The sequence below is a fragment of the Flavobacterium sp. CECT 9288 genome (assembly GCF_918731615.1).
Taxonomy (GTDB): Bacteria; Bacteroidota; Bacteroidia; order Flavobacteriales; family Flavobacteriaceae; genus Flavobacterium.
The window spans coordinates 1,177,863-1,194,011 of the sequence record NZ_OU957226.1 but is presented as its reverse complement, the minus strand read 5'-3'; the positions used below and the strand labels follow the sequence as shown (position 1 = coordinate 1,194,011).

Here is a 16,149-nt window from a genome sequence, read left to right as displayed (position 1 = left end):
ACTGTTTCGGTACCTACAACGGTAGATGCTATTGATGAAGTTGATGAAACGTTCAACATTGCTGTTGGAACCGTAAGTGCTACGGGTACGATTATCGACACTAACAATGCCCCTACTGTGGCAACGATCACTCCGGCTTCGGCTACTGAAGGAACTGATGTGGTATTCAACTTTACATTAAGCAACCCTTCTGATCAAGCTATTACCTATACTTTTGTATTGACTAATGGTACGGCTGGAAGTGCGGATTACACGACTACAAATGTTGATGTACTTGTTCCTGCGGGAGCAACTACGGGAACTGTTTCGGTACCTACAACGGTAGATGCTATTGATGAAGTTGATGAAACGTTCAACATTGCTGTTGGAACCGTAAGTGCTACGGGTACTATTATCGACACTAACAATGCCCCTACGGTGGCTACCATAACTCCGGCTTCGGCTACTGAAGGAAGTGCTGCTGTATTTACTTTTACCTTAAGTAACCCTTCTGCTGTAGATACAACTTATACTTTTGTATTGACTAATGGTACTGCTGGAAGTGCGGATTACACCACTACAAATGTTGATGTACTTGTTCCTGCGGGAGCAACTACTGGAACTGTTTCGGTACCAACGACTACGGATACAATTGACGAAGTAAATGAAAACTTTAGTATTGCCTCTGGAGCTGCTTCAGCTACGGGTACGATTATCGACACTAACAATGCCCCTACTGTGGCTACCATCACTCCGGCTTCGGCTACTGAAGGAACTGATGTGGTATTCAACTTTACATTAAGCAACCCTTCTGACCAAGCTATTACTTATACTTTTGTATTGACTAATGGTACGGCTGGAAGTGCAGATTACACCACTACAAACGTTGATGTACTTGTTCCTGCGGGGGCAACTACGGGAACTGTTTCGGTACCTACAACGGTAGATGCTATTGATGAAGTAACTGAAAACTTTAGTATTGCCTCTGGAGCTGCTTCGGCTACGGGTACGATTATCGACAATAACAATACCCCTACGGTGGCTACCATCACTCCGGCTTCGGCTACTGAAGGAACTGATGTGGTATTCAACTTTACATTAAGCAACCCTTCTGATCAAGCTATTACTTATACTTTTGTATTGACTAATGGTACGGCTGGAAGTGCAGATTACACCACGACTAACGTTGATGTACTTGTTCCTGCGGGTGCAACTACGGGAACTGTTTCGGTACCTACAACGGTAGATGCTATTGATGAAGTAACTGAAAACTTTAGCATTGCCTCTGGAGCTGCTTCGGCTACGGGTACTATTATCGACACTAACAATGCCCCTACGGTGGCTACCATAACTCCGGCTTCGGCTACTGAAGGAAGTGCTGCTGTATTTACTTTTACCTTAAGTAACCCTTCTGCTGTAGATACAACTTATACTTTTGTATTGACTAATGGTACTGCTGGAAGTGCGGATTACACCACTACAAATGTTGATGTACTTGTTCCTGCGGGTGCAACTACGGGAACCGTTTCGGTACCTACAACGGTAGATGCTATTGATGAAGTTGATGAAACGTTCAACATTGCTGTTGGAACCGTAAGTGCTACGGGTACTATTATCGACACTAACAATGCCCCTACGGTGGCAACGATCACTCCGGCTTCGGCTACTGAAGGAACTGATGTGGTATTCAACTTTACACTTAGCAACCCTTCTGATCAAGCTATTACCTATACTTTTGTATTGACTAATGGTACTGCTGGAAGTGCGGATTACACGACTACAAATGTTGATGTACTTGTTCCTGCGGGAGCAACTACTGGAACTGTTTCGGTACCAACGACTACGGATACAATTGACGAAGTAAATGAAAACTTTAGTATTGCCTCTGGAGCTGCTTCAGCTACGGGTACGATTATCGACACTAACAATGCCCCTACGGTGGCAACGATCACTCCGGCTTCGGCTACTGAAGGAACTGATGTGGTATTCAACTTTACACTTAGCAACCCTTCTGATCAAGCTATTACCTATACTTTTGTATTGACTAATGGTACGGCTGGAAGTGCAGATTACACGACTACAAATGTTGATGTACTTGTTCCTGCGGGAGCAACTACGGGAACTGTTTCGGTACCTACAACGGTAGATGCTATTGACGAAGTAACTGAAAACTTTAGTATTGCCTCTGGAGCTGCTTCAGCTACGGGTACTATTATCGACACTAACAATGCCCCTACGGTGGCTACCATAACTCCGGCTTCGGCTACTGAAGGAACTGATGTGGTATTCAACTTTACACTTAGCAACCCTTCTGATCAAGCTATTACCTATACTTTTGTATTGACTGATGGTACTGCTGGAAGTGCGGATTACACGACTACAAATGTTGATGTACTTGTTCCTGCGGGAGCAACTACTGGAACTGTTTCGGTACCAACGACTACGGATACAATTGACGAAGTAAATGAAAACTTTAGTATTGCCTCTGGAGCTGCTTCAGCTACGGGTACGATTATCGACACTAACAATGCCCCTACGGTGGCAACGATCACTCCGGCTTCGGCTACTGAAGGAACTGATGTGGTATTCAACTTTACACTTAGCAACCCTTCTGATCAAGCTATTACCTATACTTTTGTATTGACTAATGGTACGGCTGGAAGTGCGGATTACACCACTACAAATGTTGATGTACTTGTTCCTGCGGGAGCAACTACGGGAACTGTTTCGGTACCTACAACGGTAGATGCTATTGATGAAGTTGATGAAACGTTCAACATTGCCTCTGGAGCTGCTTCAGCTACGGGTACGATTATCGACACTAACAATGCCCCTACTGTGGCTACCATCACTCCGGCTTCGGCTACTGAAGGAACTGATGTGGTATTCAACTTTACATTAAGCAACCCTTCTGATCAAGCTATTACCTATACTTTTGTATTGACTAATGGTACGGCTGGAAGTGCAGATTACACGACTACAAATGTTGATGTACTTGTTCCTGCGGGTGCAACTACGGGAACCGTTTCGGTACCTACAACGGTAGATGCTATTGATGAAGTTGATGAAACGTTCAACATTGCTGTTGGAACCGTAAGTGCTACGGGTACTATTATCGACACTAACAATGCCCCTACGGTGGCAACGATCACTCCGGCTTCGGCTACTGAAGGAACTGATGTGGTATTCAACTTTACACTTAGCAACCCTTCTGATCAAGCTATTACCTATACTTTTGTATTGACTAATGGTACTGCTGGAAGTGCGGATTACACGACTACAAATGTTGATGTACTTGTTCCTGCGGGAGCAACTACTGGAACTGTTTCGGTACCAACGACTACGGATACAATTGACGAAGTAAATGAAAACTTTAGTATTGCCTCTGGAGCTGCTTCAGCTACGGGTACGATTATCGACACTAACAATGCCCCTACGGTGGCAACGATCACTCCGGCTTCGGCTACTGAAGGAAGTGCTGCTGTATTTACTTTTACCTTAAGTAACCCATCGGCGGTAGATACAACTTATACTTTTGTATTGACTAATGGAACTGCTGGAAGTGCAGATTACACGACTACAAATGTTGATGTACTTGTTCCTGCGGGTGCAACTACGGGAACTGTTTCGGTACCTACAACGGTAGATGCTATTGATGAAGTTGATGAAACGTTCAACATTGCTGTTGGAACCGTAAGTGCTACGGGTACTATTATCGACACTAACAATGCCCCTACTGTGGCAACGATCACTCCGGCTTCGGCTACTGAAGGAACTGATGTGGTATTCAACTTTACACTTAGCAACCCTTCTGATCAAGCTATTACCTATACTTTTGTATTGACTAATGGTACGGCTGGAAGTGCAGATTACACCACTACAAACGTTGATGTACTTGTTCCTGCGGGGGCAACTACGGGAACTGTTTCGGTACCTACAACTGCGGATGCTATTGATGAAGTAACTGAAAACTTTAGCATTGCCTCTGGAGCTGCTTCGGCTACGGGTACCATTATCGACAATAACAATACCCCTACGGTGGCTACCATCACTCCGGCTTCGGCTACTGAAGGAACTGATGTGGTATTCAACTTTACATTAAGCAACCCTTCTGATCAAGCTATTACCTATACTTTTGTATTGACTAATGGTACGGCTGGAAGTGCAGATTACACGACTACAAATGTTGATGTACTTGTTCCTGCGGGTGCAACTACTGGAACTGTTTCGGTACCTACAACTGCAGATGCGATTGATGAAGTTGATGAAACGTTCAACATTGCTGTTGGAACCGTAAGTGCTACGGGTACTATTATCGACACTAACAATGCCCCTACTGTGGCAACGATCACTCCGGCTTCGGCTACTGAAGGAACTGATGTGGTATTCAACTTTACACTTAGCAACCCTTCTGATCAAGCTATTACCTATACTTTTGTATTGACTAATGGTACGGCTGGAAGTGCAGATTACACGACTACAAACGTTGATGTACTTGTTCCTGCGGGTGCAACTACGGGAACTGTTTCGGTACCTACAACGGTAGATGCTATTGATGAAGTTGATGAAACGTTCAACATTGCTGTTGGAACCGTAAGTGCTACGGGTACCATTATCGACACTAACAATGCCCCTACTGTGGCTACCATCACTCCTGCTTCGGCTACTGAAGGAACTGATGTGGTATTCAACTTTACATTAAGCAACTCTTCTGATCAAGCTATTACCTATACTTTTGTATTGACTAATGGTACGGCTGGAAGTGCAGATTACACGACTACAAATGTTGATGTACTTGTTCCTGCGGGAGCAACTACGGGAACTGTTTCGGTACCTACAACGGTAGATGCTATTGATGAAGTTGATGAAACGTTCAACATTGCTGTTGGAACCGTAAGTGCTACGGGTACCATTATCGACACTAACAATGCCCCTACTGTGGCTACCATCACTCCTGCTTCGGCTACTGAAGGAACTGATGTGGTATTCAACTTTACATTAAGCAACTCTTCTGATCAAGCTATTACCTATACTTTTGTATTGACTAATGGTACGGCTGGAAGTGCAGATTACACGACTACAAATGTTGATGTACTTGTTCCTGCGGGAGCAACTACGGGAACTGTTTCGGTACCTACAACGGTAGATGCTATTGATGAAGTTGATGAAACGTTCAACATTGCTGTTGGAACCGTAAGTGCTACGGGTACGATTATCGACACTAACAATGCCCCTACTGTGGCAACGATCACTCCGGCTTCGGCTACTGAAGGAACTGATGTGGTATTCAACTTTACATTAAGCAACCCTTCTGATCAAGCTATTACCTATACTTTTGTATTGACTAATGGTACGGCTGGAAGTGCGGATTACACGACTACAAATGTTGATGTACTTGTTCCTGCGGGAGCAACTACGGGAACTGTTTCGGTACCTACAACGGTAGATGCTATTGATGAAGTTGATGAAACGTTCAACATTGCTGTTGGAACCGTAAGTGCTACGGGTACTATTATCGACACTAACAATGCCCCTACGGTGGCTACCATAACTCCGGCTTCGGCTACTGAAGGAAGTGCTGCTGTATTTACTTTTACCTTAAGTAACCCTTCTGCTGTAGATACAACTTATACTTTTGTATTGACTAATGGTACTGCTGGAAGTGCGGATTACACCACTACAAATGTTGATGTACTTGTTCCTGCGGGAGCAACTACTGGAACTGTTTCGGTACCAACGACTACGGATACAATTGACGAAGTAAATGAAAACTTTAGTATTGCCTCTGGAGCTGCTTCAGCTACGGGTACGATTATCGACACTAACAATGCCCCTACTGTGGCTACCATCACTCCGGCTTCGGCTACTGAAGGAACTGATGTGGTATTCAACTTTACATTAAGCAACCCTTCTGACCAAGCTATTACTTATACTTTTGTATTGACTAATGGTACGGCTGGAAGTGCAGATTACACCACTACAAACGTTGATGTACTTGTTCCTGCGGGGGCAACTACGGGAACTGTTTCGGTACCTACAACGGTAGATGCTATTGATGAAGTAACTGAAAACTTTAGTATTGCCTCTGGAGCTGCTTCGGCTACGGGTACGATTATCGACAATAACAATACCCCTACGGTGGCTACCATCACTCCGGCTTCGGCTACTGAAGGAACTGATGTGGTATTCAACTTTACATTAAGCAACCCTTCTGATCAAGCTATTACCTATACTTTTGTATTGACTAATGGTACTGCTGGAAGTGCGGATTACACGACTACAAATGTTGATGTACTTGTTCCTGCGGGAGCAACTACTGGAACTGTTTCGGTACCAACGACTACGGATACAATTGACGAAGTAAATGAAAACTTTAGTATTGCCTCTGGAGCTGCTTCAGCTACGGGTACGATTATCGACACTAACAATGCCCCTACGGTGGCAACGATCACTCCGGCTTCGGCTACTGAAGGAACTGATGTGGTATTCAACTTTACACTTAGCAACCCTTCTGATCAAGCTATTACCTATACTTTTGTATTGACTAATGGTACGGCTGGAAGTGCAGATTACACCACTACAAACGTTGATGTACTTGTTCCTGCGGGGGCAACTACGGGAACTGTTTCGGTACCTACAACTGCGGATGCTATTGATGAAGTAACTGAAAACTTTAGCATTGCCTCTGGAGCTGCTTCGGCTACGGGTACCATTATCGACAATAACAATACCCCTACGGTGGCTACCATCACTCCGGCTTCGGCTACTGAAGGAACTGATGTGGTATTCAACTTTACATTAAGCAACCCTTCTGATCAAGCTATTACCTATACTTTTGTATTGACTAATGGTACGGCTGGAAGTGCAGATTACACGACTACAAATGTTGATGTACTTGTTCCTGCGGGTGCAACTACTGGAACTGTTTCGGTACCTACAACTGCAGATGCGATTGATGAAGTTGATGAAACGTTCAACATTGCTGTTGGAACCGTAAGTGCTACGGGTACTATTATCGACACTAACAATGCCCCTACTGTGGCAACGATCACTCCGGCTTCGGCTACTGAAGGAACTGATGTGGTATTCAACTTTACACTTAGCAACCCTTCTGATCAAGCTATTACCTATACTTTTGTATTGACTAATGGTACGGCTGGAAGTGCAGATTACACGACTACAAACGTTGATGTACTTGTTCCTGCGGGTGCAACTACGGGAACTGTTTCGGTACCTACAACGGTAGATGCTATTGATGAAGTTGATGAAACGTTCAACATTGCTGTTGGAACCGTAAGTGCTACGGGTACCATTATCGACACTAACAATGCCCCTACTGTGGCTACCATCACTCCTGCTTCGGCTACTGAAGGAACTGATGTGGTATTCAACTTTACATTAAGCAACTCTTCTGATCAAGCTATTACCTATACTTTTGTATTGACTAATGGTACGGCTGGAAGTGCAGATTACACGACTACAAATGTTGATGTACTTGTTCCTGCGGGAGCAACTACGGGAACTGTTTCGGTACCTACAACGGTAGATGCTATTGATGAAGTTGATGAAACGTTCAACATTGCTGTTGGAACCGTAAGTGCTACGGGTACCATTATCGACACTAACAATGCCCCTACTGTGGCTACCATCACTCCTGCTTCGGCTACTGAAGGAACTGATGTGGTATTCAACTTTACATTAAGCAACTCTTCTGATCAAGCTATTACCTATACTTTTGTATTGACTAATGGTACGGCTGGAAGTGCAGATTACACGACTACAAATGTTGATGTACTTGTTCCTGCGGGAGCAACTACGGGAACTGTTTCGGTACCTACAACGGTAGATGCTATTGATGAAGTTGATGAAACGTTCAACATTGCTGTTGGAACCGTAAGTGCTACGGGTACGATTATCGACACTAACAATGCCCCTACTGTGGCAACGATCACTCCGGCTTCGGCTACTGAAGGAACTGATGTGGTATTCAACTTTACATTAAGCAACCCTTCTGATCAAGCTATTACCTATACTTTTGTATTGACTAATGGTACGGCTGGAAGTGCGGATTACACGACTACAAATGTTGATGTACTTGTTCCTGCGGGAGCAACTACGGGAACTGTTTCGGTACCTACAACGGTAGATGCTATTGATGAAGTTGATGAAACGTTCAACATTGCTGTTGGAACCGTAAGTGCTACGGGTACTATTATCGACACTAACAATGCCCCTACGGTGGCTACCATAACTCCGGCTTCGGCTACTGAAGGAAGTGCTGCTGTATTTACTTTTACCTTAAGTAACCCTTCTGCTGTAGATACAACTTATACTTTTGTATTGACTAATGGTACTGCTGGAAGTGCGGATTACACCACTACAAATGTTGATGTACTTGTTCCTGCGGGAGCAACTACTGGAACTGTTTCGGTACCAACGACTACGGATACAATTGACGAAGTAAATGAAAACTTTAGTATTGCCTCTGGAGCTGCTTCAGCTACGGGTACGATTATCGACACTAACAATGCCCCTACTGTGGCTACCATCACTCCGGCTTCGGCTACTGAAGGAACTGATGTGGTATTCAACTTTACATTAAGCAACCCTTCTGACCAAGCTATTACTTATACTTTTGTATTGACTAATGGTACGGCTGGAAGTGCAGATTACACCACTACAAACGTTGATGTACTTGTTCCTGCGGGGGCAACTACGGGAACTGTTTCGGTACCTACAACGGTAGATGCTATTGATGAAGTAACTGAAAACTTTAGTATTGCCTCTGGAGCTGCTTCGGCTACGGGTACGATTATCGACAATAACAATACCCCTACGGTGGCTACCATCACTCCGGCTTCGGCTACTGAAGGAACTGATGTGGTATTCAACTTTACATTAAGCAACCCTTCTGATCAAGCTATTACTTATACTTTTGTATTGACTAATGGTACGGCTGGAAGTGCAGATTACACCACGACTAACGTTGATGTACTTGTTCCTGCGGGTGCAACTACGGGAACTGTTTCGGTACCTACAACGGTAGATGCTATTGATGAAGTAACTGAAAACTTTAGCATTGCCTCTGGAGCTGCTTCGGCTACGGGTACTATTATCGACACTAACAATGCCCCTACGGTGGCTACCATAACTCCGGCTTCGGCTACTGAAGGAAGTGCTGCTGTATTTACTTTTACCTTAAGTAACCCTTCTGCTGTAGATACAACTTATACTTTTGTATTGACTAATGGTACTGCTGGAAGTGCGGATTACACCACTACAAATGTTGATGTACTTGTTCCTGCGGGTGCAACTACGGGAACCGTTTCGGTACCTACAACGGTAGATGCTATTGATGAAGTTGATGAAACGTTCAACATTGCTGTTGGAACCGTAAGTGCTACGGGTACTATTATCGACACTAACAATGCCCCTACGGTGGCAACGATCACTCCGGCTTCGGCTACTGAAGGAACTGATGTGGTATTCAACTTTACACTTAGCAACCCTTCTGATCAAGCTATTACCTATACTTTTGTATTGACTAATGGTACTGCTGGAAGTGCGGATTACACGACTACAAATGTTGATGTACTTGTTCCTGCGGGAGCAACTACTGGAACTGTTTCGGTACCAACGACTACGGATACAATTGACGAAGTAAATGAAAACTTTAGTATTGCCTCTGGAGCTGCTTCAGCTACGGGTACGATTATCGACACTAACAATGCCCCTACGGTGGCAACGATCACTCCGGCTTCGGCTACTGAAGGAACTGATGTGGTATTCAACTTTACACTTAGCAACCCTTCTGATCAAGCTATTACCTATACTTTTGTATTGACTAATGGTACGGCTGGAAGTGCAGATTACACGACTACAAATGTTGATGTACTTGTTCCTGCGGGAGCAACTACGGGAACTGTTTCGGTACCTACAACGGTAGATGCTATTGACGAAGTAACTGAAAACTTTAGTATTGCCTCTGGAGCTGCTTCAGCTACGGGTACTATTATCGACACTAACAATGCCCCTACGGTGGCTACCATAACTCCGGCTTCGGCTACTGAAGGAACTGATGTGGTATTCAACTTTACACTTAGCAACCCTTCTGATCAAGCTATTACCTATACTTTTGTATTGACTGATGGTACTGCTGGAAGTGCGGATTACACGACTACAAATGTTGATGTACTTGTTCCTGCGGGAGCAACTACTGGAACTGTTTCGGTACCAACGACTACGGATACAATTGACGAAGTAAATGAAAACTTTAGTATTGCCTCTGGAGCTGCTTCAGCTACGGGTACGATTATCGACACTAACAATGCCCCTACGGTGGCAACGATCACTCCGGCTTCGGCTACTGAAGGAACTGATGTGGTATTCAACTTTACACTTAGCAACCCTTCTGATCAAGCTATTACCTATACTTTTGTATTGACTAATGGTACGGCTGGAAGTGCGGATTACACCACTACAAATGTTGATGTACTTGTTCCTGCGGGAGCAACTACGGGAACTGTTTCGGTACCTACAACGGTAGATGCTATTGATGAAGTTGATGAAACGTTCAACATTGCCTCTGGAGCTGCTTCAGCTACGGGTACTATTATCGACACTAACAATGCCCCTACGGTGGCTACCATAACTCCGGCTTCGGCTACTGAAGGAAGTGCTGCTGTATTTACTTTTACCTTAAGTAACCCATCGGCGGTAGATACAACTTATACTTTTGTATTGACTAATGGAACTGCTGGAAGTGCAGATTACACGACTACAAATGTTGATGTACTTGTTCCTGCGGGTGCAACTACGGGAACTGTTTCGGTACCTACAACGGTAGATGCTATTGATGAAGTTGATGAAACGTTCAACATTGCTGTTGGAACCGTAAGTGCTACGGGTACTATTATCGACACTAACAATGCGCCTACTGTGGCTACCATCACTCCGGCTTCGGCTACTGAAGGAAGTGCTGCTGTATTCAACTTTACATTAAGCAACCCTTCTGACCAAGCTATTACTTATACTTTTGTATTGACTAATGGTACGGCTGGAAGTGCAGATTACACCACTACAAACGTTGATGTACTTGTTCCTGCGGGGGCAACTACGGGAACTGTTTCGGTACCTACAACGGTAGATGCTATTGATGAAGTAACTGAAAACTTTAGCATTGCCTCTGGAGCTGCTTCGGCTACGGGTACTATTATCGACACTAACAATGCCCCTACGGTGGCTACCATCACTCCGGCTTCGGCTACTGAAGGAAGTGCTGCTGTATTTACTTTTACCTTAAGTAACCCATCGGCGGTAGATACAACTTATACTTTTGTATTGACTAATGGTACGGCTGGAAGTGCAGATTACACGACTACAAATGTTGATGTACTTGTTCCTGCGGGAGCAACTACGGGAACTGTTTCGGTACCTACAACGGTAGATGCTATTGATGAAGTAACTGAAAACTTTAGCATTGCCTCTGGAGCTGCTTCAGCTACGGGTACGATTATCGACACTAACAATGCCCCTACTGTGGCTACCATCACTCCGGCTTCGGCTACTGAAGGAACTGATGTGGTATTCAACTTTACATTAAGCAACCCTTCTGACCAAGCTATTACTTATACTTTTGTATTGACTAATGGTACGGCTGGAAGTGCAGATTACACCACTACAAACGTTGATGTACTTGTTCCTGCGGGGGCAACTACGGGAACTGTTTCGGTACCTACAACGGTAGATGCTATTGATGAAGTAACTGAAAACTTTAGCATTGCCTCTGGAGCTGCTTCGGCTACGGGTACTATTATCGACACTAACAATGCCCCTACGGTGGCTACCATCACTCCGGCTTCGGCTACTGAAGGAACTGATGTGGTATTCAACTTTACATTAAGCAACCCTTCTGATCAAGCTATTACCTATACTTTTGTATTGACTAATGGTACGGCTGGAAGTGCAGATTACACGACTACAAATGTTGATGTACTTGTTCCTGCGGGTGCAACTACGGGAACCGTTTCGGTACCTACAACGGTAGATGCTATTGATGAAGTTGATGAAACGTTCAACATTGCTGTTGGAACCGTAAGTGCTACGGGTACTATTATCGACACTAACAATGCCCCTACGGTGGCAACGATCACTCCGGCTTCGGCTACTGAAGGAACTGATGTGGTATTCAACTTTACACTTAGCAACCCTTCTGATCAAGCTATTACCTATACTTTTGTATTGACTAATGGTACTGCTGGAAGTGCGGATTACACGACTACAAATGTTGATGTACTTGTTCCTGCGGGAGCAACTACTGGAACTGTTTCGGTACCAACGACTACGGATACAATTGACGAAGTAAATGAAAACTTTAGTATTGCCTCTGGAGCTGCTTCAGCTACGGGTACGATTATCGACACTAACAATGCCCCTACGGTGGCAACGATCACTCCGGCTTCGGCTACTGAAGGAAGTGCTGCTGTATTTACTTTTACCTTAAGTAACCCATCGGCGGTAGATACAACTTATACTTTTGTATTGACTAATGGAACTGCTGGAAGTGCAGATTACACGACTACAAATGTTGATGTACTTGTTCCTGCGGGTGCAACTACGGGAACTGTTTCGGTACCTACAACGGTAGATGCTATTGATGAAGTTGATGAAACGTTCAACATTGCTGTTGGAACCGTAAGTGCTACGGGTACTATTATCGACACTAACAATGCCCCTACTGTGGCAACGATCACTCCGGCTTCGGCTACTGAAGGAACTGATGTGGTATTCAACTTTACACTTAGCAACCCTTCTGATCAAGCTATTACCTATACTTTTGTATTGACTAATGGTACGGCTGGAAGTGCAGATTACACCACTACAAATGTTGATGTACTTGTTCCTGCGGGAGCAACTACGGGAACTGTTTCGGTACCTACAACGGTAGATGCTATTGATGAAGTTGATGAAACGTTCAACATTGCTGTTGGAACCGTAAGTGCTACGGGTACGATTATCGACACTAACAATGCCCCTACTGTGGCTACCATCACTCCGGCTTCGGCTACTGAAGGAACTGATGTGGTATTCAACTTTACATTAAGCAACCCTTCTGACCAAGCTATTACTTATACTTTTGTATTGACTAATGGTACGGCTGGAAGTGCAGATTACACCACTACAAACGTTGATGTACTTGTTCCTGCGGGGGCAACTACGGGAACTGTTTCGGTACCTACAACGGTAGATGCTATTGATGAAGTAACTGAAAACTTTAGCATTGCCTCTGGAGCTGCTTCGGCTACGGGTACTATTATCGACACTAACAATGCCCCTACGGTGGCTACCATCACTCCGGCTTCGGCTACTGAAGGAACTGATGTGGTATTCAACTTTACATTAAGCAACCCTTCTGATCAAGCTATTACTTATACTTTTGTATTGACTAATGGTACGGCTGGAAGTGCAGATTACACCACTACAAACGTTGATGTACTTGTTCCTGCGGGGGCAACTACGGGAACTGTTTCGGTACCAACAACTACGGATACAATTGACGAAGTAACTGAAAACTTTAGTATTGCCTCTGGAGCTGCTTCAGCTACGGGTACGATTATCGACACTAACAATGCCCCTACTGTGGCTACCATCACTCCTGCTTCGGCTACTGAAGGAACTGATGTGGTATTCAACTTTACATTAAGCAACTCTTCTGATCAAGCTATTACCTATACTTTTGTATTGACTAATGGTACGGCTGGAAGTGCAGATTACACGACTACAAATGTTGATGTACTTGTTCCTGCGGGTGCAACTACTGGAACTGTTTCGGTACCTACAACGGTAGATGCTATTGATGAAGTTGATGAAACGTTCAACATTGCTGTTGGAACCGTAAGTGCTACGGGTACGATTATCGACACTAACAATGCCCCTACTGTGGCAACGATCACTCCGGCTTCGGCTACTGAAGGAACTGATGTGGTATTCAACTTTACATTAAGCAACCCTTCTGATCAAGCTATTACCTATACTTTTGTATTGACTAATGGTACGGCTGGAAGTGCGGATTACACGACTACAAATGTTGATGTACTTGTTCCTGCGGGAGCAACTACGGGAACTGTTTCGGTACCTACAACGGTAGATGCTATTGATGAAGTTGATGAAACGTTCAACATTGCTGTTGGAACCGTAAGTGCTACGGGTACTATTATCGACACTAACAATGCCCCTACTGTGGCTACCATCACTCCGGCTTCGGCTACTGAAGGAACTGATGTGGTATTCAACTTTACATTAAGCAACCCTTCTGATCAAGCTATTACCTATACTTTTGTATTGACTAATGGTACGGCTGGAAGTGCAGATTACACGACTACAAATGTTGATGTACTTGTTCCTGCGGGAGCAACTACGGGAACTGTTTCGGTACCTACAACGGTAGATGCTATTGATGAAGTTGATGAAACGTTCAACATTGCTGTTGGAACCGTAAGTGCTACGGGTACTATTATCGACACTAACAATGCGGTGATAGTAGCTGTAAATGACAATGTAGGCTTGGTTAATGGAATAACTGGTGGTGACACAGGAATCAACGTTTTAGATAATGATACCTTAAATGGAGTATTATTATCACATTCAGATGTTGTTATAACTTTTGTCCCTAACGGACCAATAACAGTAAGCGCTGATGGTAAAGTCAGAGTAGCTCCTAACACACCAGCTGGAGTATATACAGTTCAATATACTATATGTGAAACTATTAATCCAAGTAATTGTTCTATTGGAACTGTTACTGTGACTGTGGTAAGTGCAACTATGGTATTAACTGATGATGTTTACTCAAGTTTAAGCTGCAGTACTACAGGTATAATTGGAAATGTATTGACAAATGACACTTTCAACAACAGTCCATTATCTGCAGATAATATCAACGTAACGATACTTACTGGCCAAAATTCAAACATTCTGTTAGATAATTTAGGAAATCTTAGTATATCAAATAACATACCTACAGGACAATACGAATTGATTTACCAAGTATGCGAAAAACTAAATCCTTTAAATTGTCAAACGGCAAGAATTACAATTGTAATTAGTGACTTAGTTAGACCTACAATTGCAGCGTTACCAGCAATGACAACTGTTTCATGTGGTACAATACTTAATTTTGCACAAGCAACAGCAACTGATAATTGTGGAGCTGCAAGCTTAAGTTTTGTAGATATCACAATAGCAGGAAATTGTGCAGGATCTTATACAGTAACAAGAACTTGGACTGCTAGAGACGCTGCCGGTAATACTACAACAGCCTCGCAAATAATAAATGTTCAAGATAATCAAGGACCTATTACTGCTACCGCTTTCCAACAAAATGTAAATGTTAATTGCGATGCAATCCCAGTGAAACCTGAATTAGTCTTTACAGATGCATGTTCAAGTATAGCATCAAATAACTATACTGAAACAATTAATAACAACAATTCAAATTCATACACAATTGTTAGAGAATGGTTGGTAACAGATACATGCGGAAATACATCTAGGTTCACACAAAATGTGAATGTAACTAATGTAAATGGTTTGAAAACAATAGATAGTTCTGCGTGTAATGGTGATTCTGCTCTAATCAATTTGAGAAGTTTATTACCAACAGGAACATCTACAAATGGATCTTGGACTGATATTAATAACACTGGTGCTTTACAAGGAGATCAATTTAATCCTTTTGGTCTAAGCTTAGGAGATAAAGTATTTGAATACAAAGTAGTTGACACAACATGTCCTCAAACCTATAGAATAACGATTACAGTCAATGATGATTGTTTAGTATTAGAATGTGGAACAGTAAAAGTATTTAATGCTATATCTGTAAATAATGACGGTGTTAACGATAAATTAGTAATTGAAAACATTGACAATACCACTTGTTATCCAGAAAATAGCATCGAAATCTTTAACCGTTGGGGTGTTTCAGTTTTTGAAACTAAAAACTATAACAACCAAACTAATTATTTTGATGGATACTCTAGAGGTAGAACAACTATAAAAGATACTAACAGTCTACCTACTGGAACATATTTCTATATTTTAAACTACACTGCTATTATAGATGGTAAAACTCAAGTTAAAAAACTTAGTGGCTATTTATACATAAATCAATAA

1 protein-coding gene (cut by a window edge) is annotated in these 16,149 nt (G+C 43.1%); it reads left to right on the top strand.

Features of this window, described 5'->3' with window-relative positions; all coding sequences use genetic code 11:
* On the top strand, nucleotides 1–16,149 hold the 3' portion of the coding sequence (locus tag LQ189_RS05210) for a Calx-beta domain-containing protein (RefSeq protein ID WP_230154753.1). Its footprint begins 13,056 nt before the window's first position; the window shows 16,149 of its 29,205 coding nt (coding positions 13,057–29,205); its start codon lies beyond the left edge, outside the window; it ends in the stop codon at nucleotides 16,147–16,149.